At 72.6% G+C, this 23,507-nt stretch carries 23 protein-coding genes and 3 tRNA genes; 5 read left to right on the top strand and 21 right to left on the bottom strand.

Annotated elements, in window-relative coordinates; all coding sequences use genetic code 11:
* Window positions 1-168: 168 nt before the first annotated feature.
* From OG435_RS27165 to OG435_RS27135, 7 genes are all read right to left on the bottom strand, one after another.
* Entirely contained in the window at window positions 169-723 is a 555-nt protein-coding gene (locus OG435_RS27165) for a TetR/AcrR family transcriptional regulator (RefSeq protein WP_266880593.1), read from the bottom strand.
* Between the two features lie 122 nt (window positions 724-845).
* Entirely contained in the window at window positions 846-1,274 is a 429-nt protein-coding gene (locus tag OG435_RS27160) for a MaoC family dehydratase (RefSeq protein WP_266880592.1), read from the bottom strand.
* A gap of 1 nt (window position 1,275) precedes the next feature.
* Window positions 1,276-1,758 carry a MaoC family dehydratase N-terminal domain-containing protein gene (locus tag OG435_RS27155; protein ID WP_266880591.1) on the bottom strand — a complete coding sequence of 161 codons (483 nt, stop codon included), beginning with the start codon at window positions 1,756-1,758 and terminating at the stop codon, window positions 1,276-1,278.
* A gap of 175 nt (window positions 1,759-1,933) precedes the next feature.
* The gene (gene rpmG, locus OG435_RS27150) at window positions 1,934-2,098 is read right to left on the bottom strand and encodes a 50S ribosomal protein L33 (protein WP_003956487.1); all 165 of its coding nucleotides are present in this window, start codon (window positions 2,096-2,098) and stop codon (window positions 1,934-1,936) included.
* 88 nt (window positions 2,099-2,186) lie between these two features.
* A tRNA-Met gene (locus OG435_RS27145) sits at window positions 2,187-2,259 on the bottom strand.
* 48 nt (window positions 2,260-2,307) lie between these two features.
* Window positions 2,308-2,380 (bottom strand) — tRNA-Thr (locus OG435_RS27140).
* A gap of 143 nt (window positions 2,381-2,523) precedes the next feature.
* Window positions 2,524-3,105, bottom strand: coding sequence for a hypothetical protein (locus tag OG435_RS27135; protein ID WP_266880590.1), 582 nt, complete (start codon window positions 3,103-3,105; stop codon window positions 2,524-2,526).
* A 1,245-nt stretch (window positions 3,106-4,350) separates the two neighbouring features.
* Between OG435_RS27135 and OG435_RS27130 the strand changes: the two genes are divergently transcribed.
* Both OG435_RS27130 and OG435_RS27125 read left to right on the top strand, forming a co-directional pair.
* Window positions 4,351-5,679 (top strand): amidohydrolase family protein, encoded by a 1,329-nt coding sequence (locus tag OG435_RS27130; protein WP_266880589.1) that lies wholly within the window; start codon window positions 4,351-4,353, stop codon window positions 5,677-5,679.
* Window positions 5,680-5,733: 54 nt separating this feature from the next.
* Window positions 5,734-6,390 (top strand): SDR family oxidoreductase, encoded by a 657-nt coding sequence (locus tag OG435_RS27125; RefSeq protein ID WP_266880588.1) that lies wholly within the window; start codon window positions 5,734-5,736, stop codon window positions 6,388-6,390.
* A 72-nt stretch (window positions 6,391-6,462) separates the two neighbouring features.
* On the opposite strand, the gene OG435_RS27120 is transcribed toward OG435_RS27125, so the two are convergent.
* The 3 genes from OG435_RS27120 to OG435_RS27110 form a co-directional block, all read right to left on the bottom strand.
* The gene (locus OG435_RS27120) at window positions 6,463-6,900 is read right to left on the bottom strand and encodes a DUF3574 domain-containing protein (RefSeq protein ID WP_266880587.1); all 438 of its coding nucleotides are present in this window, start codon (window positions 6,898-6,900) and stop codon (window positions 6,463-6,465) included.
* A gap of 87 nt (window positions 6,901-6,987) precedes the next feature.
* Complete coding sequence (locus tag OG435_RS27115; protein ID WP_266880586.1) at window positions 6,988-7,422, bottom strand: hypothetical protein; 435 nt, start codon at window positions 7,420-7,422, stop codon at window positions 6,988-6,990.
* A gap of 221 nt (window positions 7,423-7,643) precedes the next feature.
* A tRNA-Tyr gene (locus OG435_RS27110) sits at window positions 7,644-7,725 on the bottom strand.
* Between the two features lie 198 nt (window positions 7,726-7,923).
* On the opposite strand from OG435_RS27110, the gene OG435_RS27105 reads away from it, so the two are divergent.
* The 3 genes from OG435_RS27105 to OG435_RS27095 all read left to right on the top strand — a co-directional run bounded on the left by OG435_RS27105 (window position 7,924) and on the right by OG435_RS27095 (window position 11,399).
* Window positions 7,924-8,412, top strand: a complete 489-nt coding sequence (locus OG435_RS27105; RefSeq protein ID WP_243333311.1) for a YajQ family cyclic di-GMP-binding protein — start codon at window positions 7,924-7,926, stop codon at window positions 8,410-8,412.
* Window positions 8,413-8,690: 278 nt separating this feature from the next.
* Window positions 8,691-10,118: a SulP family inorganic anion transporter gene (locus tag OG435_RS27100; protein WP_266880585.1), complete on the top strand. Its 1,428-nt coding sequence runs from the start codon at window positions 8,691-8,693 to the stop codon at window positions 10,116-10,118.
* Between the two features lie 57 nt (window positions 10,119-10,175).
* On the top strand, window positions 10,176-11,399 hold the full coding sequence (locus tag OG435_RS27095; RefSeq protein WP_266882121.1) for an APC family permease: 1,224 nt from the start codon (window positions 10,176-10,178) through the stop codon (window positions 11,397-11,399).
* Here the strand turns inward: OG435_RS27095 and OG435_RS27090 are convergent.
* The 11 genes from OG435_RS27090 to OG435_RS27040 form a co-directional block, all read right to left on the bottom strand.
* A complete protein-coding gene (locus OG435_RS27090; protein WP_266880584.1) occupies window positions 11,383-11,928 on the bottom strand; it encodes an SMI1/KNR4 family protein in 546 nt (181 codons plus the stop codon). The two genes, OG435_RS27095 and OG435_RS27090, sit on opposite strands and share 17 nt — an antisense overlap.
* Window positions 11,929-12,005: 77 nt before the next feature.
* Complete coding sequence (locus OG435_RS27085; protein WP_266880583.1) at window positions 12,006-13,013, bottom strand: glycosyltransferase family 2 protein; 1,008 nt, start codon at window positions 13,011-13,013, stop codon at window positions 12,006-12,008.
* 102 nt (window positions 13,014-13,115) lie between these two features.
* The gene (locus tag OG435_RS27080; RefSeq protein ID WP_266880582.1) at window positions 13,116-13,508 is read right to left on the bottom strand and encodes a YccF domain-containing protein; all 393 of its coding nucleotides are present in this window, start codon (window positions 13,506-13,508) and stop codon (window positions 13,116-13,118) included.
* Window positions 13,505-14,368: a zinc metalloprotease HtpX gene (htpX, locus tag OG435_RS27075; protein ID WP_266880581.1), complete on the bottom strand. Its 864-nt coding sequence runs from the start codon at window positions 14,366-14,368 to the stop codon at window positions 13,505-13,507. Before htpX ends, OG435_RS27080 begins: the two co-directional genes overlap by 4 nt.
* Window positions 14,369-14,689: 321 nt before the next feature.
* Entirely contained in the window at window positions 14,690-16,312 is a 1,623-nt protein-coding gene (locus OG435_RS27070) for an NADH-quinone oxidoreductase subunit N (RefSeq protein ID WP_266880580.1), read from the bottom strand.
* The gene (locus OG435_RS27065; RefSeq protein WP_266882119.1) at window positions 16,309-17,877 is read right to left on the bottom strand and encodes a complex I subunit 4 family protein; all 1,569 of its coding nucleotides are present in this window, start codon (window positions 17,875-17,877) and stop codon (window positions 16,309-16,311) included. The genes OG435_RS27070 and OG435_RS27065 overlap by 4 nt, the downstream gene beginning before the upstream one ends.
* A gap of 38 nt (window positions 17,878-17,915) precedes the next feature.
* Window positions 17,916-19,967: an NADH-quinone oxidoreductase subunit 5 family protein gene (locus OG435_RS27060; protein ID WP_266880579.1), complete on the bottom strand. Its 2,052-nt coding sequence runs from the start codon at window positions 19,965-19,967 to the stop codon at window positions 17,916-17,918.
* Window positions 19,964-20,338 (bottom strand): NADH-quinone oxidoreductase subunit NuoK, encoded by a 375-nt coding sequence (gene nuoK / locus OG435_RS27055; RefSeq protein ID WP_266880578.1) that lies wholly within the window; start codon window positions 20,336-20,338, stop codon window positions 19,964-19,966. The genes OG435_RS27060 and nuoK overlap by 4 nt, the downstream gene beginning before the upstream one ends.
* Window positions 20,338-20,919, bottom strand: a complete 582-nt coding sequence (locus tag OG435_RS27050) for an NADH-quinone oxidoreductase subunit J family protein (RefSeq protein WP_266880577.1) — start codon at window positions 20,917-20,919, stop codon at window positions 20,338-20,340. The genes nuoK and OG435_RS27050 overlap by 1 nt, the downstream gene beginning before the upstream one ends.
* On the bottom strand, window positions 20,916-21,527 hold the full coding sequence (locus tag OG435_RS27045) for a NuoI/complex I 23 kDa subunit family protein (protein ID WP_266880576.1): 612 nt from the start codon (window positions 21,525-21,527) through the stop codon (window positions 20,916-20,918). The genes OG435_RS27050 and OG435_RS27045 overlap by 4 nt, the downstream gene beginning before the upstream one ends.
* Window positions 21,528-22,496 (bottom strand): complex I subunit 1/NuoH family protein, encoded by a 969-nt coding sequence (locus tag OG435_RS27040; protein ID WP_266880574.1) that lies wholly within the window; start codon window positions 22,494-22,496, stop codon window positions 21,528-21,530.
* Between the last annotated feature and the right edge of the window lie 1,011 nt (window positions 22,497-23,507).

Raw genomic sequence — 23,507 nt, 5'->3', positions numbered from 1 at the left:
TCACTAACTTCAACGGGCAGAACTGAGCCCGCGCGCGGCCGGCGAACGGACGGCGCCGAGGAGGTGCCGAGGGCTGGACGGAGGAGCTGGGCGGAGAGGCTGGGCGGAGAGGCGTACTCACCTCACCTCACCTCACCTCACCTCACCTCGCCTCACCTCGCCTCACCCCTACTCGGACCGAACGCCCGGGTAACAGCCGTCCCAGACCCGGTGCCCGGGCGGGAACCCCATGGCGGACAGGGTGTTGATCAGCATTCCGTACGCGAGGAAACTGGTCGTCTCGTTCACGTCCGCCCCGAGCGGCACGTGCAGGGTGTCCCACAACTCCATCCAGGCGGCCCGCACCATCTCGCCGAACTCGGGCTCCCCGGCGGCCTCGGCGGCGGCGACGGCCACGTACGTCTGGAGCTGCATCTGGAGCTTCTCGGGCTGCTCGGCGATCAGCTTCATGTAGGCCACGCTCATCGCATCGACCGCCTCCTCGCCACGGAGACCCTTGGCGGCCTCCTCGAAGACGCGCCGGATGTCCTCCATGCAGCGGGCGGCGGCGGCCAGGAAGATGGCCTGCTTGTTCGGGAAGAGCCGGAACAGGTACGGCTGGGACACCCCGACGCGCTTGGCGATCGCCTCGGTGGAGGTCCCGTAGTACCCGCCCCGCGCGAACTCGCCCATCGCCGCCAGGATGACGCTCTCGCGCCGCTCTTCCGCACTCATCCTTGCCATGCTTCAAAGTTAGTGCTCAATCACTAACTTGGCAAGCCCTTCCCTGAACCGCACACGAAAAAGGCCCTGACCTGCGAGTTTCCTCACGAGTCAGGGCCCTTCAGCTCACCCTCGAAGGGGGCCTACGCGAGAGCGACCACCGCGCGGGACATCCCCAGCACCTTCTGCCCGGCGCTCATGGCCGTCAGGTCGACCCGCACCCGGTTGCCGTCGAGCTTGGCCGCGACCTTGGCCGTGACCTCGATCAGCGCGCCCTGCCCGTCGTTCGGGACGACGACCGGCTTGGTGAACCGCACCCCGTACTCCACGACAGCGCCCGGGTCGCCGACCCAGTCGGTCACCACGCGGATCGCCTCGGCCATGGTGAACATGCCGTGGGCGATCACGTCGGGCAGGCCGACCTCGGTGGCGAACTTCTCGTTCCAGTGGATCGGGTTGAAGTCACCCGACGCACCCGCGTACCGCACCAGCGTCGCCCGCGTGACGGGGAAGGACGCCGCCGGCAGCTCGGTGCCGACCTCGACCGCGTCGTACTGGATCTGGGCAGCCATCTCAGGCCTCCTCGGGAGCGGAACCGGCGGCAGCGGCGGGCTCGGGCGCCCGCGAGACGAGCTTCGTCCAGGCGGTCACCACGTGCTCGCCGGACTCGTCGTGGACCTCACCGCGGATGTCGATGACGTCGTTGCCCGCGAGCGACTTGATGGCCTCGATGGTCGAGGTCACCGTCAGCCGGTCGCCGGCCCGCACGGGACGGGTGTACGCGAACTTCTGGTCTCCGTGCACGACGCGGCTGTAGTCCAGCCCCAGCTGCGGGTCGTCGACGACCTGACTGGCGGCCGCGAACGTGATGGCAAACACAAAGGTCGGCGGGGCGATCACGTCCTGGTGACCGAACGCCTTGGCTGCTTCGGGATCCGTGTACACCGGATTGGCGTCACCCACGGCGACCGCGAATTCGCGGATCTTCTCCCGGCCGACCTCGTACGGATCGGTGGGCGGGTAGCTCCGCCCCACGAAGGACTGGTCGAGCGCCATGACTCCCTACCTCCCTGTTGAAACGATCTGCCGAACTTGTCGAACTGTCGATCTGCCGAACTTGTCGATCTACCGAACCGTTCGACCTGTCGAAACGACACAAGGCCGCCCCCCAATGAAGGGGACGACCTCATGACGGTAAGACTGTGCCTGTTGTACGAGACTTCGCCAGTTGTTAGCGGGTCTCGCGGTGCGCGGTGTGCGAGTTGCAACGCGGGCAGTGCTTCTTCATCTCAAGACGGTCCGGGTTGTTACGCCGGTTCTTCTTGGTGATGTAGTTCCGCTCCTTGCACTCCACGCAGGCCAGCGTGATCTTCGGGCGGACGTCGGTGGCAGCCACGTGAGTGCTCCTTGACGGACAATTGGACGGATGAACGCATAAAAGAGTAGCCGATCGGGAGACCGACCCCGCAATCGGCTACTGTGTGTAGCGGCGACCGGACTTGAACCGGTGACACAGCGATTATGAGCCGCTTGCTCTACCGACTGAGCTACGCCGCTTTGATGAGATCCGCTCCCCACCCGAGGGTGGGGAACCTCTCTCACCAGAGCCCCAATGCGGAATCGAACCGCAGACCTTCTCCTTACCATGGAGACGCTCTACCGACTGAGCTATTGGGGCGAGCGAGGAAGACATTACACGGTTGCCCGCCGATCGCCCAAATCCTTTGCGGGGCCTGGCCTCGGAGCACCACCACGGCCTTTCTCGATCCCCACGAAACCCGCCTCGGGACCCTCTCCGAGCACCTTTAACCCCGAAAGGTGTCAGGCATCACATCTCGGATCGCCCGGCACACACCCTGAGTCACTGCCGAAGCGGCACCGGGCGGTGACGGGGCGGTGGCGTCGCCGACTTCGGACCCGTACGGGGCGGGGCGGCGGCGGACGCGTGGCTGGCCGCGGACCGCGCGGACGCGGACGCGTCGCCGGCCTCGGACGGGTACGGGGTCCACGGATGGCACGGCGCCGGGGTTCGGTGGTGGGGCCCACGAGCGGGGCGCCTTCGGGGATGCCGCTGGACCGCGCCTGGCCGAGCAGGCCGAGCAGGCCGAGCAGGCCGAGCAGGCCGAGCAGGCCGAGCAGGCCGAGCAGGCCGAGCAGGCCGAGCAGGCCGAGCAGGCCGAGCAGGCCGAGCAGGCCGAGCAGGCCGAGCAGGCCGAGCAGGCCGAGCAGGCCGAGCAGGCCGAGCAGGCCGAGCAGGCCGAGCAGGCCGAGCAGGCCGAGCAGGCCGAGCAGGCCGAGCAGGCCGAGCAGGCCGAGCAGGCCGAGCAGGCCGAGCAGGCCGAGCAGGCCGAGCCAGAGCGTAGAGGCGTAGGGACAGGGCGCGGAACCCGTGGCGTTCGTCACCGGGGTCTTCGTGCGCGCAGTACGGCTGCGAGTGCAGCACCGAGAGCTCCGGAGCCGGGCTCCCGGAGCGGGCCTCGGGCGGACGGGCCGCTGGGCGGGCTCCGGGCGGGGCAGGTGGCGGAGCGGGCGCCGGGGGGCAGGCCGCGGGGCGGGGCAGGTCCCGGAGCGGGCGCCGGGGGGGGCAGGCCGCGGGGCGGGGCGGGACAGGCCGCGGGGCGGGCGCCGGAGCGGGCTCTGGGGGCCGTGGGGCCGGGATCTCGGGGCGGGCTCGCCAAGCGGACTCCGAGGGCACAGGCGAGCTCCGCGGCCCCGGAGCTGCAGCGGTGGGGCCCCGGAGGAAGGGCGTAGGTGCAGCCTCCGGCGGCCCCAGGAGCACCAGGGCCGGGATTTGCTCCGGGGGCTGGCCGCAGGCACAGCCCCCGGAAGCACCGGGAGCAGACTGCAGGAGGCAACAGGAGGCAGCCAGGGCTCCGGAGGCAGCTCCAAGGGCTGCCTCCGAGGACAGGTCCCATGAACAGTCTCCGGAGGCCAGCTCCGGGCAGGCTCCGGAACCTGGCGTCGGGTCAGCCCCGGATCGTCTCCCGGCCGCGCTCCGGAACCTGGCCTCCGGTCGCCCCGGATCGGGTCCGGGCCTGCTCCGGAGGCTGATCTCGGTGAGCACCGGACCGGCTCCCGGTCGGCACCGGGCAGGGCACCGGGCAGGGCACCGGGAGCCTGGCCCCGGGTCGGCCCCCGGTCGGGTCCCGGCCGCGCTCCCGAGCCTGATCTCGGCCAGCACCGGACCAGCTCCCGGTCGGCACCGGGCAGGGCACCAAAGCCTGGCCCCGGGTCAGCACCGGATCAGCTCCCAGCCGGCACCGCGCCGGGCTCCGGGAGCCTGACCTCGGGCCGGGCTCCGGGCGGGGCTCGGAGCCGGACCCCGGGCCAGGTCCGGGCCCGGCCCCGGGTCGGGTCCCGGCCCCCCGGGTCGGGTCCGGGCCCCCCGGGTCGGGTCCGGGCCCCCCGGGTCGGGTCCGGGCCCCGGAGGTCGGCCCTCGGGGCCAGCCTCGGGGTGGCGCCCCGGATGTGTCCCCGTCCGCACTCGGTGCGGACCCCGCCCGGTCCACCCAGACGCACCGGTACGACTATTGCCCTCTTCCGCGAAGCGAGCATCCCCGCCCCCTAGGCTCTGAGCACGCTGCGTGATCTTGGGCCGCGGGCCGCGGCCACGGCCCCAGGAACCGCCCGAGCCACCGCAGGAGCGCGATGTCCGACAGCCCACCGCAGCAGCCGTCCCACTCCCCGCGCAACCGCCCCGGCAGCGGCCAGGGACACGGCCAGGGACAGGGGCCCGGCCCCGAGGGCACCCAGGGAAGTCCGGGGCCGGCGGCCCCCGAGGCCACCTCCCTGCTCCTCACCGGTGCCCGCCTCACCGACGGCCGGAGCGTCGACGTCCGCCTCGGCGGCGGCCGGATCCAGGCCGTCGGCACGGCCGGCAGCCTGCCCGCCGCCACGGGCGCCCGCGTCGACCTCACCGGCTACCTGCTGCTCCCCGCTCCCGCCGAGCCCCACTCCCACGGGGACACCGCCCTGACCGCGGACAGCGAGGGGCCCGTCTCCTACGCCCCCGACGAGGTGCAGCGCCGCGCCACCGAGGCGGCCCTGCTCCAGCTCGGGCACGGCGCCACGGCCGTCCGCTCGCACGTCCGCATCGGCGACGTACACGGCCTCGGCCCCCTGGAGGCCGTGCTCCAGGCCCGCCGCTCCCTGCGCGGGCTCACCGATCTCACCGCCGTCGCCGTTCCCCGCCTGCTGACCGGGGTGGCCGGGGCCGACGGGCTCGCCATGCTGCGGGACGCCGTGAAGATGGGCGCCTCCGTCATCGGCGGCTGCCCCGACCTCGACCCCGACCCCACCGGCTTCCTCGAAGCCGTACTGGAACTCGCCTCCGAGCACGGCTGCCCCGTCGACCTGCACACCGACGGCGACGACCCCGCCCGCCTGTCCCGGCTCGCGGCCATGGCCGGCGGACTGCGGCCCGGGGTCTCCATCGGTCCCTGCGGCGGCCTGTCCCGGCTTCCGCTGGACGTGGCGACCCGGGCCGCCGACCAACTGGCGGCCGCCGGCGTAGGGGTGACCTGCCTCCCCCAGGGCGATTGCGCGGCCCTGGAGCGGCGTGGCTTGCGGACCGCCCCGGTACGCCTGCTGCGCGCCGCCGGAGTACCCGTCGCGGCGGGCAGCGGGGCCCTGCGCGACGCGGGCAACCCGGTCGGGCGCGGGGACCCGCTCGAAGCCGCGTACCTCCTGGCCTCCCAGGGCGGGCTCCGCGCCACCGAGGCCTACCACTCGGTCGCCGGTGCGGCCCGCGAGGCGATGGGCCTCCCGGAGGTGCGGGTGGAGGCCGGCTTCCCGGCGGAACTGCTCGCCGTGCGCGGGGACCGGATCGCGAGCGTGCTGTCCCTCGCGTACAGCCGGATCGTGATCCACCGCGGGCGGGTGGTAGCCCGGACGAGTGCCGTACGGGAGTACTGCGACTCCGCCGTCGCGGTGGCCCTGGACCTGCCACGGCAGGGCCGTATGGAGCCCGGCCCCTGAGGGTTCACCGCATGTTCCCGGGCGCGCGCGCCCGGCTCGTCGTACGGTCGTGGCATGCGCATCGTCATCGCGGGTGGACACGGTCAGATCGCGCTGCGGCTGGAGCGCCTGCTCGCCGCGCGCGGGTACGAGGTCGCGGGCATCATCCGTGATCCGGCACAGGGCGACGACCTCAGGGAGGCGGGCGCCGAACCGGTGCTGTGCGACCTGGAATCGGCGTCGGTCGAGCACGTGGCGGGCATCCTGCAGGGCGCGGACGCCGCGGTGTTCGCGGCGGGCGCGGGTCCCGGCAGCGGGGCCGGACGCAAGGACACGGTGGACCGGGGCGCGGCGGTGCTGTTCGCGGACGCCGCCGAACGGGCCTGCGTACGCCGCTTCCTGATGGTCTCCTCGATGGGCGCGGACACCCGCCGGGAGGGCGACGAGATCTTCGACGCCTACCTCCGCGCCAAGGGCGAGGCCGACGAGCACGTCCGCACCCGGCTGGGCCTGGAGTGGACGATCCTGCGCCCGGGCTCGCTGACCGACGAGGGCGGTACGGGACTGGTCCGCCTGGAGGCGCAGACGGGCCGCGGGCCGGTCACCCGCGACGACGTGGCGGCGGTCCTCGCCGAACTGCTCGAAACTCCGGCGACCGCGGGCCTCACCCTGGAACTGATCTCGGGCTCGACCCCGGTACCGGTGGCGGTCAAGGACGTGGCGGGCAACTAGGCCATCTCTTTCGGATCTTGCCGGCCCCGCGGCCGGGGACGCGAACGGCACCCCGGCCGGGGGCGAACCCGGTCAGAAGTCGGCGGTCAGGCGGTCGTCGGAGCGGCCGACCGAATCCTGCTGGAACCGCTGCTCGTAGGCCTCCCGGATCCGCTCGATGCGCACGCCGCGCTCGGCGGCCTCCTTCTCCGGGTACAGCAGCACCACCTCGTAGGAGATCTCCCGGATGACCTTCCCGTCGCGCTGCCACTGGCCGCGCCCGTTCTGGAGGGTCAGCCCCTCGGGGAAGGCGGGGGTGATCTCCCGTTCGAGGAACCCCATGAACTCCCTTTCCCCGACCGGTGGACGGCCGTCCGCCCGCTCGGTGCCGAAGTAGAGCCGGGTCTCCTGGTAGGGGTCCCCCACATCGCTGTCCAGCGCCGCTCCGACCAGAGCCGGGATCCCCGCTCCGAGCAGGGCGAGGAGCACCCCGCCGCCGACCTTTCCGCGCGCGTCAGAAGTCCATTTCACGCCGGATGAACGACCGGAGCGCCACATCGGTACGCCCGATCCGCCCGATGGGCTCACCCCGCGCCCGCGCCCGCTCCGTCGGGCCCCTCACGCCCTCTCCAGCCGACGCCGCCACCACGGATCACCCGGCGGGGCGGACGGATCGGGGAGCGTCCGGGCGAGGAACCGCGCGTCGAGCGGCGCGAGTACGGCCCGCAGCTCCCGCACGGCGCGACGGGACAGCGAAAGACAGAGGACCTCCAAGGTCTCCCGGTGATCGCCGCCCCAGACGGGTTGGCAGCACGGGTAGTCCTCGTCCCAGCTCGGGTAGATGATCCACGACGGTCCTCGTCCGTACACCGTCGCGCGCCAGGCGGACAGGGCCCGGTAGGCGGCGCCCGGCTCGTACCGGTGGCTCTCGACGCGGGCGATCTCCACAAGGGTGCGGGAGGAGACGCCCGGAACGACGACGGCTCGGTCGCCCTCTCGGGACGTCCTGTGCGGCAGGTCCGACCGGACCTGCGAGGGCGCCTTACGCGCCATGGCCCTTTCGGCCGCGGGTGCCGGTGTTGGTGCTGATGCTGATGCTGATGCTGATGCTGATGCTGATGCTGATGCTGATGCTGATCATGTGAACAGCATGCGCCCCGTCCCGCTTCGCCGCCCAGCGGTTTTCCGGCGGGCGTCCCGGTTCCGACGGTTCCGGGGGTACGAGAAAACCCCCGCCCATCGCATTTCTGCAATGAGCGAGGGTCCCACTCGCGTGGCGGCGCCAGGGTTCGAACCTGGGTAGGCTGAGCCGGCAGATTTACAGTCTGCTCCCTTTGGCCACTCGGGCACACCGCCATGATCGCTGCCATCTTTCCGCCTTGCGGCGGCGCTCCGTGGCAACGACGTAAACGATACCCGATGACCGGGGGTGCTTCGCCACCGGATTGATCAGCACCGCACGTGGGCACGGTGGCTAGGCTTTGCGGAGCGGTCCGGGGATGTCCGGCCGCGCCCTTCGGGGCCGCCACCACCGACTTCAAGGAGCCACAGCACATGGCCGACTCCAGTTTCGACATCGTCTCGAAGGTCGAGCGGCAGGAGGTCGACAACGCCCTCAACCAGTCCGCCAAGGAGCTCTCGCAGCGCTACGACTTCAAGGGCACCGGCGCCACGATCGCCTGGTCCGGCGAGAAGATCCTGATGGAGGCGAACTCCGAGGAGCGCGTCAAGGCCGTCCTGGACGTCTTCGAGACCAAGCTGGTCAAGCGCGGGATCTCCCTCAAGGCGCTCGACGCCGGTGAGCCGCAGCTGTCCGGCAAGGAGTACAAGATCTTCGCCACGATCGAGGAAGGCATCTCCCAGGAGAACGCCAAGAAGGTCGCGAAGATCATCCGTGACGAGGGCCCCAAGGGCGTCAAGGCCCAGGTCCAGGGCGAGGAGCTGCGCGTCAGCTCCAAGAGCCGCGACGACCTCCAGGAAGTCCAGGCCCTCCTCAAGGGCAAGGACCTGGACTTCGCGATCCAGTTCGTGAACTACCGCTGATCACGGGCTTCGTCCCCGGTTCAGCCCGCACGCCGGCCCGGCGGTCCTTCGAGGACCGCCGGGCCGCGGTCGTCGCGGCGAAAGAGGCGGGGCGCGGGGCAGGAGCGAGCGCCGGGGCGGGGCTCTGCGCGCGGTGCCGTGGGACCGGCGCTCGGTGGGTGTGTGCCGGGCGTGAGCGGCGTACGCGCTCGCGGCGCCCTCCGTGTGCACTTGGGCGGCGGGCAGTGCGCCCACCAGGGTGAGGGGTGTCCGTCACCGCCTCGACAGGGGGTTCCCGCATGCCCGGGCCCGGCACGTTACGTGAAGACTTCGGGGCGTCCGTCGTGGTCGCCCTGGTCGCGCTACCGCTCTGCGTCGGAGTGGCCGTCGCCTCCGGGGTGCCGGCCGAACTCGGGATCGTCACCGGGGTGGTGGGCGGGCTGGTCACCGGCTGGTTCCGGGGCAGCTCCCTCCAGGTGAGCGGGCCGGCCGCCGGACTCACCGTGCTCGTCTACGAGGCCGTACGGGCGTACGGGCTGCCCGCGCTCGGCGTACTCGTCCTGGCTGCCGGACTGGTGCAGCTGGCCATGGGCGTGCTGCGGCTCGGGCGGTGGTTCCGGGCGATCTCCGTGGCCGTCGTGCACGGGATGCTGGCCGGTATCGGGCTCGTGCTGATCGCCGGTCAGCTGTACGCCCTGGCCGATGTGGAGGCCCCCGCACGGACCCTGGAGAAACTGGCCGGGGCGCTGGAACTCGGCGGGCGCGCCGACTGGACCGCCGTGGCGCTCGGGGCCGGGACCGTCGCGGTGCTGGTGGCCTGGCGGCGGATGCCCGACCGGCTGCGGCTCGTCCCGGGGGCGCTCGTCGGGGTCGCCGCCGCGACCGCCGCGGCCGTGCTGCTGCGGCTGCCCGTGGAGCGGGTCCGGGTCACGGGCGTCCTGTCAGCGGTGACACCGCCCGACTGGGCGGACTTCGGGGTGCTGGCCTCCGTGGGGGCGGTCGGGACCGTGGTCGCGCTCGCGCTGATCGCCTCCGCCGAGACCCTGTTCAGTGCGGCGGCCGTGGACCGCATGCACGACGGGGACCGGACCGACTACGACCGCGAACTGGTCGCCCAGGGCTTCGGGAACACCCTCTGCGGACTGCTCGGTGCCCTGCCGATGACCGCCGTCATCGTCCGCAGCGCCGCCAACGTCGAGGCCGGCGCCCGCACTCGGGCTTCCCGGATCCTGCACGGCGGCTGGCTGCTGCTGTTCGCCGTGGCCGTCCCCGGGCTGCTGGAGGCCGTCCCGCTCGCCGCGCTGGCCGGGGTGCTGCTGCACGCCGGCTGGAAGCTGCTGCCGGTGCGGGCGGTGGCCGCCCTGTGGCGCTCGCACCGGGGCGAGGCGGTCGTCCTGGTGGCGACGGCCTCGGCGATCGTGGCCACGAACCTCTTCGAGGGGGTGCTCGCCGGGCTGGGGCTCGCCGTCGCCAAGGCGGCCTGGGAGACCTCTCACGTCCACATCGAGCCGGTGTGGGAGGGCGACGAACTGCGCGTGCGGATCCTGGGGAACGCCAGCTTCCTGCGGCTGCCCAAACTGCTCGACGAGCTGGAAGCACTGCCCCGCGGCGGCGTCGTCCACCTCGACCTGAGCGGGCTGCGCCACCTCGACCACGCCTGCCTGACCGCACTGGACGGCTGGGAGCGCGGCCGCACGCCGGTCCCCGGCCGGGAAGGCGTCACCTAGCCCGGCTACTCTCCGCCCGTGAACGCCACCAACCCCACGCACCCCCCGCACAACGAGATGAAGCGCACCCTGGGCGTCTTCGACGCGGTCGCCGTCGGACTCGGCGCGATGATCGGGGCCGGGATCTTCGCCGCGCTGGCCCCGGCGGCGCGCGCGGCCGGCGGGGCGCTCCTCGCGGCGCTCGCGCTCGCGGCCGTGGTGGCGTACTGCAACGCGCACTCCTCGGCGCGGCTGGCCGCCCGGTATCCCTCCTCCGGCGGCACCTACGTGTACGGGCGCGAACGGCTCGGGCCCTTCTGGGGCTATCTGGCGGGCTGGGGCTTCGTCGTCGGCAAGACGGCCTCGTGCGCGGCGATGGCCCTCACGGTCGGGGCTTATGCGTGGCCCGGGCAGCAGCACGCGGTGGCCGTGGCGGCGGTGGTGGCACTGACCGCCGCGAGCTACGGCGGGGTGCAGAAGTCCGCCCGGATCGCACGGGTGATCGTGGCGGTGGTATTGGCCGTGCTGGCCGGGGTCGTGGTGGCGTGCCTGTCCTCCGACGCGGCCGACGCCGGCCGTCTCGGCGGCTCGGACTGGGCGGCGGCCGGGCTGCTCCAGGGCGCCGGGCTGCTGTTCTTCGCCTTCGCGGGCTACGCCCGGATCACCACCCTGGGCGAGGAGGTGCGTGACCCAGAGCGCACGATCCCGCGGGCGGTTCCCCTCGCCCTGGGGATCGCCCTGCTCGTCTACGCCGCGGTCTCGGTGGCGGCGCTGTCGGTGCTCGGCGCCGGCGGTCTGGCGCGGTCGGCGGCCCCGCTGGCCGACGCCGTGCGCGCGGCCGGGTGGCCCGGACTGACTCCCGTCGTCCGGGTGGGCGCGGCCCTGGCGGCGCTGGGCTCGCTGCTGGCGCTCGTACTCGGGGTGTCGCGGACCACGTTGGCGATGGCGCGGGACGGCCATCTGCCGCGCGCGCTGGCCGCCGTACATCCCCGGCATCAGGTGCCGCACCACGCCGAGCTCGCGGTGGGCGCGGTGGTGGCGGTGCTCGCGGCCACCACCGATCTGCGGGGCGCGATCGGTTTCTCCTCCTTCGGCGTGCTCGCCTATTACGCGATCGCGAACGCCTCCGCCTGGACTCTCGATTCAGGTGTCAAGGACCGGGCCGTGGCAGCGGTGGGACTGTCCGGCTGCGTGGTGCTCGCCTGCTCGCTGCCCGCCGCGTCGACGGTCACGGGGGCCTCGGTGCTGGCGCTGGGCGCGCTGGCCTACGGCGTGCGGCGGCGCCTCACACCCGGGCTCTGAAGCCCGCCCAGGGGGTGAGCTCCAGGTCCCACTCCTCCCCCGCCCCCGATTCCTCGCTGAACCAGGCGCTGCCGTCGAGCCAGCCGCGCAGCCAGTCGGCGAGCGCCGGCGATTCCAGGAACCAGGCGAGCTCCGGATCACCCGAGTTAGGTTCGAACAGCAGGACTTGGGCGGATTCCGAGCGGCAGTCCACGCAGGCGCGCAGGGCGCATCCGAAGTCGGCTATGGGCAGGACGCCCTCGGGCCAGCGCCAGGCCGACGCGCGCATCGCGGTGTATTCGGCGACGGCGCGCTCCAGGGGCAGCAGGCCGTACTCGGGGCCGAAGCCGCCGTCCGCCACGCGGGTGTGGAGGGCCGCGAGGAGCGGTGGCAGGGCGAAGCCCAGGGCGGCTTCGGCCCGGTGCAGCTCCGCGGGGGCCAGGGGCGCCGGGAGGGGCGCGGTCAGGGTGCCGGTGGCCGCGAACCGCCCCTGCCCGGAGCTGCGCGCGCGGCCGGCGACTTGCTTCAGCAACTGCTCGATGTCATCCATGCACACAGAGTGACACCCCCCACTGACAATTGCCCTGACCTGCGATTTCACCCGCCGTACCGGGCTGAGGGGCAGCCTTAGTCCGCTTGGCGCTCCGCGTTCGCGGCGTCGGCGTGCGAGTCGTACCCGACGAAGAAAGTGGGCCGGCGCTGGACCGCCGTGTAAATGCGGCCGATGTACTCGCCGAGCAGGCCGACGCAGATCAGCTGCACTCCGCCGAGGAACAGCATCACGATGAACAGCGAGGTCCAGCCGGGGACGGTCTCGCCCTTCAGGTAGATCGCCAGGGTGGCGCCCACCATCAGCAGGCAGCCGAAGAAGCTGGCCACGCCCAGCCAGGTCGCCAGGCGCAGCGGTGCGGCGGAGAAGTTGATGACGCTGTCGACGCCGAGCCGGAGCATCTTGCTCAGCGGGTACTTGGTCTCGCCCGCCACGCGCTCCTCGCGCTGGTAGGTGACCTGGCCGCTGGGGAAGCCGAGCCACGGCACGAGCAGTCGGTACACCTGGTGCTGGTCGGGCATCGCCTTAACCGCGTCGACCGCCGCGCGGCTGAGCAGCCGGAAGTCGCCCGCCTGCGCGGGCACCTGCTTGCCGACCAGGCGGCGCACCAGCCAGTAGTACGCGCCGGCCGTGTGGCGCTTGAACCCGGTGTCGGTGCTCCGGTCGGCCCGGACCCCGTAGACGATGTCGAGGCCGTCCGCGCGGGCCAGGTCGAGCATCTCCGGGATCTTCTCCGGCGGGTCCTGGAGGTCCGCGTCGATGCTGGCCACGTACGCGCCCGAGGCGCTGTGCAGGCCCGCGGTGAGGGCGGCCTGGTGGCCGGAGTTCCCGCGCAGCCGGACGATGCGCAGCTCGGGCCATTTGGCCTGGAACTCGGTGAGCAGCTCCGCGGTGCGGTCCTTGCTGCCGTCGTCGACGGCGACGACCTCGTAGCGGATGGCCATGGAGTCGAGTGCCGGACGCAGCCTGCCGACCAGGGCCGGCAGCGCGTCCTCCTCGTTGTACATCGGCACGACCACCGAGAGGGTCATGGAGGGCTCGGAGAACTCGAAAGGCTCAGAGGGCTCAGAGGGCTCAGTCGACATCGGTTCTTCCCTGCCCGTTGTGCGTGCCGCTCGTCCGCGCCACTCGTCCGCAACCCGGAACCTTAATACGAGCGGATGAACCTGCTCCGGGCCCGACCCGGATCAGCGCGATGCGAACGGGGCGTCTGTGGGGACGATCTCGCGGCCCAGCGGGAGCAGGGAGAGCGGGACCATCTTGAAGTTGGCGATGCCGAACGGGATGCCGATGATCGTGAGGCACAGCGCGATGCCGGTGACGATGTGGCCGAGGGCCAGCCACCAGCCGGCCAGGACCAGCCACAGCACGTTCCCAACGCAGGACGCGGCGCCCGCGTCGCGCCGCTCCACGGCGGTGTACCCGAAGGGCCACAGGGCGTACACCGCGATGCGGAACGAGGCTATGCCGAAGGGGATTCCGATGATGGTGATGCAGAGGATGACACCCGCCAGGCAGTAGCCCAGGAACAACCAGACTCCGCTGAGGACGAGCCAAATGAGGTTCAGGATGGTCTTCACTGACTGCGGCCTGCCATCTGTTCGAGCCGGGCGATGCGCTCGGCCATCGGAGGGTGCGTGGAAAACATCTTGGACAATCCTTCGCCGGGGCGGAAGGGATTGGCGATCATCATGTGACTCGCGGTCTCCAGTCGCGGCTCGGGCGGCAACGGGAGCTGCTTGGTGCCGGCGTCCAGCTTGCGCAGGGCGCTGGCGAGGGCGAGCGGGTCCCCGGTGAGCTGGGCCCCGGAGGCGTCCGCCTCGTACTCGCGCGAGCGGCTGATGGCGAGCTGGATCACGGAGGCCGCCAGCGGGCCCAGGATCATGATCAGCAGCATGCCGAAGAGGCCCGGACCCTCGTCGTCGTTGGAGCGGCCGATGGGGATCAGCCAGGCGAAGTTGACCAGGAACATGATCACGGAGGCGAGTGCGCCCGCGACGGACGAGATGAGGATGTCGCGGTTGTAGACGTGGCTGAGTTCGTGGCCGATGACCCCGCGCAGCTCGCGCTCGTCGAGTATGCGCAGGATGCCCTCGGTGCAGCAGACCGCGGCGTTGCGCGGGTTGCGGCCCGTGGCGAAGGCGTTGGGGGCCTCGGTCGGGGAGATGTAGAGGCGGGGCATGGGCTGACGCGCGGACGTGGAGAGCTCTCGCACCATGCGGTAGAGCTCGGGTGCCTCGAACTCGCTGACGGGGCGGGCCCGCATCGCGCGTAGAGCCAGCTTGTCGCTGTTCCAGTACGCGTAGGCGTTGGTCCCGAGGGCCACGAGGACGGCGACGATCAGGCCGCCCCGGCCGAAGAAGCTTCCGATGAGGATGATGAGGGCCGACAGACCACCGAGGAGTACGGCGGTCTTCAGCCCGTTGTGCCGGCGGTGCACGGTGCGCCCTCCAAGTGGTGCGGCAGGGGGACCCGTCCAGGATCTGGGGATCGGAGGGCCTACGGTCCAGTGGACCCTTCCTTCCTGGTCAACGCGAGGTGAGGGCGGCAGGTTCCCCGGGTACGCCCGTCCCCGCCGCCCCGGTGGGCCGGGGGGCGGGACTGTGGCGGGCGCGGTGCGCGTTAGGCCGTACGGGTTACGGGCGCGCGGGCGGGCACGGCTCCGACCGGGCCCGGCGCGGCTCCGGCGGGGCTCCGGCGGTGCTCCGGCACGACTCCGGCCGGGCTCGGGCATCCCTCCAGGAGGACTCCGCCGGCGGCTCTACAGCGGGAAGAGGCTGCCCGTGGCGAAGCGCAGGACGAGCTGCGGGGCACCCGAGAGGACCAGGGCCGTGGCCGCGGTGAGCACGATGGCCGCCGTGACCGGCCAGGGGGTGCCCGTACGGGGCTGCGCGCCCCCGTGTGCGCCCTCCTGGGCGCCGTCCTGCGCCGTGTCCCCCTCGGGAGTGCGGAAGAGCAGGGCGGTCCAGCGCAGGTAGTAGTACAGCGCGACGACGACGTTGACGGCCATGACCACGGCGAGCCAGCCCAGCCCGGCGTCGACCGCCGAACGGAAGACGGTGACCTTGGCGAAGAGCCCGATGATGCCCGGCGGCAGACCGGCCAGGCAGAGCAGGAAGAAGGCCATCGCGAGGGCGGCGAGCGGGCTCTCGGCGTACAGGCCCCGGTAGTCGGAGAGCCGGTGCAGCGGCTTCGTACGGGCCACCAGGGCGGCCACGGCGAAGGCGCCGAGGTTCACGGCGGCGTACATGAGGGCGTAGGCGACCGTGGAGCCGATCTGGTCGCGGCCGGCGTAGGCGGCGGCCGCGACCGGGACCAGCAGGTAGCCGGCCTGGCCCACGGAGGACCAGGCGAGCAGCCGTACGGCGCCGCCCGGCCGGTCCGCGGACTGGCGCAGGGCGGCCGCGTTGCCGAGGGTCATGGTGAGCGCGGCGAGCACGGCGAGGGCCGGGCCCCAGACGTCGGAGTACGCCGGGAAGGCGATCACGGTGACGAGGATGAGGCCGGTGAAGCCGACGGCCTTGCCGATGACCGACAGGTATCCGGCGACGGGCAGCGGGGCGCCGACGTAGGTGTCCGGGACCCAGAAGTGGAAGGGGACGGCGGCCGTCTTGAAGGCGAAGCCGACCAGGGTGAGCGCGACGCCGGCCATGGCGAGGGTGTCGAGCTGCCCGGGGACGTCCTCGAGCCGGTCGGCGACCTGGGTGAGGTGCAGGGAGCCGGTGGCTGCGTAGACGAAGCTGACGCCCATCAGGGACACGGCGGTGGCAGTGACGGAGGACAGGAAGAACTTGAGGGCGGCCTCGGAGGAGAGCCGGTCACCGCGGCGCATGCCGACGAGGGCGAATGCGGGCAGCGAGGCGACTTCGAGGGCCACGATCAGGGTGGCGAGGTCGCGGGAGGCGGGCAGCAGGGCCGCCCCGGCAGCGGAGGAGAGCAGCAGGAACCAGTACTCGCCGGCCGGCATGCGCGCCTCGCGGACGGCGGTGACCGACAGCAGTGCGGTGACCAGGGCGCCGCCCAGGACGAGGAACTGCACGACGAGCGCGAAGTGGTCGGCGGCGTAGCTGCACGCGGCGGGGTCCGCCGTGCCGGGGCCGGTGAGGCAGAAGGTGCTGCGGTCGCCGGCGCGCAGCGGCAGCAGGGTGGCGGTCGCGGCGGCCAGTCCGGCCACGGAGATCCAGCCGAGCAGCGGCTTGCGGCGCTCCGGTACGAAGAGGTCGGCGACCAGCACGAGGAGGCCGACGGCCGCGGTGATGACGACCGGCGCGATGGCGAGCCAGTCGACGGACTGGACCAGGCTCGGGGTGTCCGCGTCGGCGCCGGCCGCGGCGATGACGAGGGGCTGGACGAGCGGCTGGACGAGGGGCTGAAGGACCGTCATGAGTTCCCTCCGGCGAGGAGCTTCTGGACGGCCGGGTCGGTGAGGCCGAGGAGGACCGCGGGCCACAGGCCGGCGAGGAGGGTGAGGGCGACGAGCGGTGACCAGGCGGCGTACTCGTAGCGCTGGATGTCCGCGAGGACCACCGGGGCGGCGGCGCTTTCGCGCGCGGCCTTCGGGTCGCCCATGCACACCCGCCGTACGACGATCAGAAGATAGGCGGCGGTGAGCAGGGTGCCGAACGCGCCGACGGCCGTGTACGTGAGGAACGCGGGCCGCGACAGGCCCTCGGCGGGGTCGAACGCACCGAAGAGCGCCAGCATCTCGCCCCAGAAACCGGCCAGGCCGGGGAGGCCGAGCGAGGCGATGGCGGCGAAGGCGAGGAGGGCTCCGAAGCGGGGTGCGCGGCCGTAGAGGGCCGCTCCGGTGGCTCCGGCGAGGGTGTCGAGATCGGCCGTGTTGTAACGGTCTTTGAGCGAACCGACAAGAAAGAAGAGAAGGCCGGTGATCAGACCGTGCGCGACGTTGGCGAACAGCGCGCCGTTCACGCCGGTGGGGGTCATGGACGCGATGCCGAGGAGGACGAAGCCCATGTGGCCGACGGAGGAGTACGCGATGAGGCGCTTGAGGTCGCCCTTGTTTCCCTTGCGGGCGAGGGCGAGGCAGGCCAGGGACCCGTAGACGATGCCGACGGCGGCGAAGGCACCCAGGTACGGGGCGAAGGTGGCCATGCCGTCGGGGGTGGCGGGCAGCAGGATCCGGACGAACCCGTAGGTGCCCATCTTCAGCAGGAGGCCCGCGAGGAGGACGGAACCGACGGTGGGGGCGGCCGTGTGGGCGTCCGGCAGCCAGCTGTGCAGCGGCCACATCGGGGTCTTCACGGCGAGGCCGATCCCGATGGCGAGAACGGCCAGGACCTGGGTGGTGTGGGACAGTTCGCGGCCGTTGTCGGAGGCGAGTGCCACCATGTCGAAGGTGCCGCTGTTCAGGCCGATCAGCAGCAGGCCGAGCAGCATCACCACGGAGCCGAGGAGGGTGTAGAGGATGAACTTCCAGGCGGCTGCCTGCCGCTGAGCACCGCCCCAGCGGGCGATGAGGAAGTACATCGGGATGAGGACCATCTCGAAGGCGAGGAAGAACAGCAGCAGGTCGAGGACGGCGAAGGTGGCGAGGGTGCCGGACTCCAGGACCAGGAGCAGGGCGACGAAGGCCTTCGCGGAGGGGCCCGCGGGGAGCTTGAAGTAGCTGTAGAGCGCGCAGAGGAAGAACAGCAGCGCGGTCATCAGGAGGAGGGGGAGCGAGATGCCGTCGATGCCGAGGTGGATCCGGACGTTCAGGGCCTGGATCCAGCTGATGTCCGTCGTCGCCTGGAAGCGGGACGGGGCGTCGTGGTCGAAGCCCACGGCGAGGACGATCGCCGCGGCGAGGATGGCACCGGTCACGGTCACGCCGTGGCGCAGTACGGCCTGTTCGGGGCTCTTGCCCTTCAGTCCGGGCGGGGCCGGCAGGAGGGCGGCGACGGCGCCGACGAGCGGGCCGGCCACGACGAACGCCAGAAGGAACTGCATCACGGACGGGCTGATATCAATCACGGCTGACTCACGGCTCACGATCCGGCGTTGACGTTGGCGAGGACGGCGGTGGCGATCGCCAGGACCACGGCGCCGGCGAGCAGGGCGCTCAGGTAGCTCTGCACGTTGCCGGTCTGGGCGCGGCGGACGAGGCCGCCGAGCAGCCGGGGGCCGAGGCCCGCGCCACGGACGTACGAATCCACGACCTCGCGGTCGAGGAAGCGTACGAGGGCTGCGGCGGCTCGGACGGGGCGGACGAACAGGCGGTCGTAGACGGCGTCGAGGTGGAAGCCGACGGCGGCGTGCCGGTGCAGCGGGCCGAGCAGCGCGCGGCCGGGGTCGGCGGCGGGGGCCGTGGAAACGACCGGGTGATCGTGGGTGACCTCGGCGACTTCCGGGCTCTCGGCGGCGGATTCGGCGGCGGCGACGGCCGCGGACACCGCGGTGGTGGCGGGCGCTCCGGCGGTGCGGGTGCCGACTCCGGCGGCGGCAGCCGGGGCGGCCCCGGGCCGGGCGGCCTGGGCCTGGGCGCGCTGCCACAGGGCGTAGGTGAGCACGGCGCCGACTGCGGCGGCGCCCGTGCCGAGGACCGAGGTGGTCAGCGACGGGGTGAGCTCGCGGCCGTCGAAGAAGTCGGAGAGGGGTCCGGCCAGCAGGCCGAAGCCCACGGACGGGACGGCCAGCAGCCACAGCACGCCGGTCATGGCGACGGGCTCCTTGCCGTGGTCGGGGGCGGCGGTTCCCCGGCCTCGGAAGGCCATCAGCCACAGCCGGGTGGCGTAGGCGGCGGTGAGCAGGGCGGTCAGCACACCCGCGACGAGGACCACCCAGCCGGCCGCGCTCGGGGCCAACTCCGAGTGGCCGCCGGCGGTGTGCTCGGCGGCGACGAGGACGGCTTCCTTGGAGAAGAAGCCGGCGAAGGGCGGGAAGGCGGCGAGCGCGAGCAGCGCGATCGTCATCGTCCAGAAGGCGTCGGGGATGCGCTTGGCCAGGCCGTCCATGCGGGACATGGCGGCCAGGGAGTTCGTCCCCGCGGCGTGGATGATCACGCCGGCGCCGAGGAACAGGAGCGCCTTGAAGGCGCCGTGCGACAGGAGGTGGAAGACGGCGGCCGCGCGGTCGCCGACGGCCAGGGCCCCGGTCATGTAGCCGAGCTGGCCGATCGTGGAGTAGGCGAGCACCCGCTTGATGTCGTCCTGGGCCAGGGCGGCGAGGGCGGAGCCGACCATCGTGACGGCCGCCATGACGGCCAGGACCACCAGCGCGGCCCGGGAAGCCGCGAAGACGGGGAGGAGGCGGGCGACGAAGTAGACGCCGGCGGCGACCATCGTCGCGGCGTGGATCAGTGCGGAGACCGGGGTGGGGCCCGCCATGGCGTCCGGGAGCCAGGTGTGCAGCGGGAACTGCGCGGACTTGCCCGCGACTCCGGCGAGCAGGAGGAGCGCGATCAGCGTCGGGTGGTCGAGTCCGCCCGCGGCGACGGTGCCCAGGATCTTGGTGATCCGGAAGGACCCGGCGTCGGTGGCGAGCGCGAACAGACCGATGAGGAAGGGGACGTCGCCCAGCTTGGTGACGAGGAAGGCCTTCAGGGAGGCGGATCGGGCCGCCTCGGTCTCCCAGTAGTGGCCGACCAGGAAGTACGAGCAGATGCCCATGACCTCCCAGCCGACCAACAGCACCATCAGGTCGCCGGAGTAGACGACGAGCAGCATGGCGGAGGTGAACAGTGAGACCAGAGCGGCGTAGGACGGGTAGCGCGGGTCCTCGCGCAGGTACGCCGTCGAGTAGATCTGCACACAGGTGGCGACGAGGCCGACGAGGACGGCCACCATGACGGCGAAACCGTCCAGGTGGAGCGAGAGCTCGATGGGTACCGAGCCGGTCGGGGTCAGCTCGGTCGCCGTGTCGATCGCCTTGCCGCCGCCCTGGCGGAAGGCGACCAGGACCGCGAGGACGGCGGCGGCCAGCGTCGGCAGGACGGCGAGCGGCTTGACGAAGCCGGGGGCGGTGCGGCCGAACAGCAGTCCCGTCAGCGCGCCCAGGAAGGGCAGGAGGGGGACCAGTACGGCGAGGGTCGGGGTGCTCACGCGGCGGCTCCGGTCGCAGGGTTCGCGCTGTGCGCACTGTCGGAGGCAAAGCCGTCCGGCTCGTGGCCCTCGGCGGTGTCGCGCAGGCGGTCGACGTCCGCGGTGCCCCGGTTGCGGTAGACCATCAGCACGATCGCGAGGCCGATGCCGATCTCGGCGGCGGCGATGGCGATGGTGAAGAGGGTCAGGGCCTGGCCGGCGTGCAGGCTGTCGCGCAGCCAGACGTCGAAGGCCACCAGGTTGAGGTTGACGGCGTTGAGCATCAGCTCGACGGACATCAGGACCAGGATGGCGTTGCGGCGGGCGAGCACTCCGTACAGGCCCGTGCAGAAGAGGAGCGCCGCCAGCACGGCGGGGTAGGCGAGGTGCATCAGCGCTGCCCCTTCTTGTCGGTGGCGGGCGGCGCGGTGTCGGGGGTGTCCTTGCGGGACAGCACGATGGCGCCGATCAGGGCCGCGAGGAGGAGGACGGAGAGCGCCTCGAAGGGCAGCACCCAGTGGCGGAAGAGGATTTCCCCGGAGACCTTGGTGGAGCCCTGGGCGGGGCCGTCGAGGTCGATCCAGGTCGTGCGGAAGGCGTCGACGACCACCCAGACGAGCGCGGCGGCCGCGACGAGGGCGACGCCGAGCGCGACCGGGCGGTTGCCGGAGTCGGCGTCCGGTGAGCGGCCGATCGGGGCCTTGGTGAGCATCAGACCGAAGAGGAGGAGGACGACCACGGAACCGAGGTAGATCAGGACCTGGACCCAGGCGATGAACTCGGCGGTCAGCAGCAGGTACTCGACGGCGATCCCGCCGAGGGCGACGACCAGCCACAGGGCGGCGTGCACGAGCTGCTTGGTGGTGACCGTGACGGCGGCCGCGCCGAGGGTGGCGAGGCCGACGAGGACGAAGGCGATCTCGACGCCGGTCGGGGAGAGGAAGCCGTTGCCTTGGGCGGCTGCGGTGATCACGCGTCTCCTTCCGGGGCCGGGGGCGAGTCCGGGGCGGTGGTGTCGGGGTTCGCCTCTGCGGCTGCTGCGGCGGCGGCTGCCGCGGCTGCGGCCTCCGCCTTCTCCACGGCCTTGCGGGCGGCCGCGATCTCCTTGGGCTCCTCGGCGGCCGGGTCCAGGGCGGGCGGGGCCGGGACGGTCCACATCCACTCGCGCAGCTTGTCGCGCTCGTGGGTCAGTTCGTGGATGTCGGTCTCGGCGTACTCGAACTCCGGCGACCAGAACAGTGCGTCGAAGGGGCACACCTCGATGCAGATGCCGCAGTACATGCAGAGGGAGAAGTCGATGGCGAAGCGGTCGAGGACGTTGCGGCTGCGCTCACGGCCACCGGGTACGGCGGCCGGCACCGTCTCCTTGTGGGAGTCGATGTAGATGCACCAGTCGGGGCACTCGCGCGCGCACAGCATGCAGACCGTGCAGTTCTCCTCGAACAGGCCGATGACCCCGCGCGAGCGCGGCGAGAGTTCGGGCTGTACCTCGGGGTACTGAGCGGTGTGCGAGCGCTTCGTCATCGTGCGCAGCGTGACGGCCAGGCCCTTGGCGAGGCCGGAGCCGGGGATGGGAGGCATTTACTGGATCGCCACCTTCACGATGCCGGTGAGCGCGATCTGGGCGAGCGCGAGCGGGATGAGTACGGTCCAGGCGAGCTTCTGCAGCTGGTCCTCGCGCAGTCGGGGGTAGCTCACGCGGAGCCAGATCACCACGAAGGAGAGCGCGGCGATCTTGAGCAGGGTCCAGACCCAGCCGAAGCCGTCGCCGCCGAAGGGGCCGTGCCAGCCGCCCAGGAAGAGGACGGTGGTCAGGGCGCACAGGACGACGATGCCGGCGTACTCGGCGAGCAGGAACAGGGCGAAGCGCAGGCCGGTGTACTCGGTGTACGCGCCGAAGATGATCTCGGAGTCGGCGACGGGCATGTCGAAGGGGGGCCGCTGGAGTTCGGCGAGGCCGGCGGTGAAGAAGACGAGCCCGCCGACGATCTGCCAGGGCAGCCACCACCACTCGAAGGCGCCGACGATGCCGGGGAGCGACACCGTGCCGGCGGCCATGGCGACCGAGGCCGCCGCGAGCAGCATGGGGAGCTCGTAGGCGAGCAGCTGGGCGGCGGTGCGGAGGCCTCCGAGGAGGGAGAACTTGTTCGCGGAGGCCCAGCCGGCCATGAGCGAGCCGAGCACGCCGATGCCCATGACGGCGAGCGCGAAGAAGAGCCCGGCGTCGATGACCTGGCCGACGGCGCCCTCGCCGGGGCCGATGGGGATGGCGAGGAGGACGAGGAGGTACGGGAGGAGTGCGACGGCGGGGGCGAGCTGGAAGACGCGGCGGTCGGCGTTGGCCGGGACGATGTCTTCCTTCTGCGCGAACTTGACTCCGTCGGCGACGAGCTGGGCCCAGCCGTGGAAGCCGCCTGCGTACATGGGGCCGAGGCGGCCCTGCATGTGGGCCATCACCTTGTGCTCGGTCTGCCCGACGACGAGCGGGAGCACGAGGAAGACGGCGAAGACGACGATCAGCCGCAGGGCGACGTCGAGGACGTCGTTCACGCGGCGCCTCCGGTGGGGTCGTTGGGGTCGTTGGGGGTGGCGTCCGTCTCCGAGGGGTCCGTCTCGGGGCCGGACTTGGACCCGGGCTCCTGCTCGGGCCCGGACCCGGACTCGGGCTCGGACTCGGGCTCGGACCCGTACTCGGGCTCGGACTCGGGCTCGGACTCGGGCTCCTGCTCCGACCCGGGCTCGGCGGAACCCGCCGGGCCGTCGGCCGAAGCGGCCTGGTCCGCCGGTACGGCCGGAGCGGCCGTCGCCGGAGTCGCCGCAGGTGCCGGGGGCACCGGAGCGGTCGGTTCGGCCGTGGCCGGAGCCGCCGCAGGGGCCGGGGGCGCCGGGTCGGTCGGAGCGGCCGTCGCCGGAGTCGCCGCAGGTGCCGGGGGCACCGGAGCGGTCGGTTCGGCCCTGGCCGGAGCCGCCGCAGGGGCCGGGGGCGCCGGGTCGGTCGGGGTCGCGGGAGCGGCCGAAGCCGATTGGTCGGCTGAGGTGGCCGGAGCGGCCGGTTCCGTCGCCGAGGTGTCGAAGGCGGGCTTCGGGTTGTGCCAGGGGGCGTCCGGGCTGCCGCGGAGCGGGCGTGCGGGGGCCTGGGGTTCCGCCGCGGGCGTGCCCTCGGCTTCGGCCGGGGTTGCGGCCGACTGGCTCGCGGAGCCGTCCGCGACCGAGCGCGTACGGCGCGGCGTGCGCGCAGGGGCTGCGCCCGTTTCCGGGTCCGGCTGCGGGGCGCCCGCCGGGTCGGCCGGGTACTCCGCCTGGCTCGCGGAGCCTTCCGCGGCCGAGCGGGAGCGGCGGGCCGGGCGCGCCGAGGCCGCGGAGGCTTCCGCCAAAGGCGGGGCATCCGGCGAAGCCGCAGGGGCTCCTGGGGCCACGTCGGCCGGAGCTGCCGGGGCCCCCGCCGAGGGCGGGGTCGCTCCGGAAGCCGGGGCCGCCGGGACACCCGTCGAAGGCGGGGTTGATCCAGACGCCGGGGCACCCGGGGTGCCCGCCGAAGGCAGGGTCGCTCCAGACGCCGGG

Source organism: Streptomyces sp. NBC_01264 (assembly GCF_026340675.1).
Classification (GTDB): Bacteria; Actinomycetota; Actinomycetes; order Streptomycetales; family Streptomycetaceae; genus Streptomyces.
The sequence above is the reverse complement of the archived record's forward strand: the minus strand, read 5'-3'. Positions and strand labels throughout refer to the sequence as shown.

Excerpts from the sequence above, each read along its gene's own strand:
- OG435_RS27165 (WP_266880593.1), bottom strand. The coding sequence starts at position 723 with ATGGCAAGGATGAGTGCGGAAGAGCGGCGCGAGAGCGTCATCCTGGCG.
- OG435_RS27160 (WP_266880592.1), bottom strand. The coding sequence starts at position 1,274 with ATGGCTGCCCAGATCCAGTACGACGCGGTCGAGGTCGGCACCGAGCTG.
- OG435_RS27155 (WP_266880591.1), bottom strand. The coding sequence starts at position 1,758 with ATGGCGCTCGACCAGTCCTTCGTGGGGCGGAGCTACCCGCCCACCGAT.
- OG435_RS27130 (WP_266880589.1), top strand. The coding sequence starts at position 4,351 with ATGTCCGACAGCCCACCGCAGCAGCCGTCCCACTCCCCGCGCAACCGC.
- OG435_RS27125 (WP_266880588.1), top strand. The coding sequence starts at position 5,734 with ATGCGCATCGTCATCGCGGGTGGACACGGTCAGATCGCGCTGCGGCTG.
- OG435_RS27115 (WP_266880586.1), bottom strand. The coding sequence starts at position 7,422 with ATGGCGCGTAAGGCGCCCTCGCAGGTCCGGTCGGACCTGCCGCACAGG.
- OG435_RS27105 (WP_243333311.1), top strand. The coding sequence starts at position 7,924 with ATGGCCGACTCCAGTTTCGACATCGTCTCGAAGGTCGAGCGGCAGGAG.
- OG435_RS27100 (WP_266880585.1), top strand. The coding sequence starts at position 8,691 with ATGCCCGGGCCCGGCACGTTACGTGAAGACTTCGGGGCGTCCGTCGTG.
- OG435_RS27095 (WP_266882121.1), top strand. The coding sequence starts at position 10,176 with ATGAAGCGCACCCTGGGCGTCTTCGACGCGGTCGCCGTCGGACTCGGC.
- OG435_RS27090 (WP_266880584.1), bottom strand. The coding sequence starts at position 11,928 with ATGGATGACATCGAGCAGTTGCTGAAGCAAGTCGCCGGCCGCGCGCGC.
- OG435_RS27085 (WP_266880583.1), bottom strand. The coding sequence starts at position 13,013 with ATGTCGACTGAGCCCTCTGAGCCCTCTGAGCCTTTCGAGTTCTCCGAG.
- OG435_RS27070 (WP_266880580.1), bottom strand. The coding sequence starts at position 16,312 with ATGACGGTCCTTCAGCCCCTCGTCCAGCCGCTCGTCCAGCCCCTCGTC.
- OG435_RS27065 (WP_266882119.1), bottom strand. The coding sequence starts at position 17,877 with ATGCAGTTCCTTCTGGCGTTCGTCGTGGCCGGCCCGCTCGTCGGCGCC.
- nuoK (WP_266880578.1), bottom strand. The coding sequence starts at position 20,338 with ATGCACCTCGCCTACCCCGCCGTGCTGGCGGCGCTCCTCTTCTGCACG.
- OG435_RS27045 (WP_266880576.1), bottom strand. The coding sequence starts at position 21,527 with ATGCCTCCCATCCCCGGCTCCGGCCTCGCCAAGGGCCTGGCCGTCACG.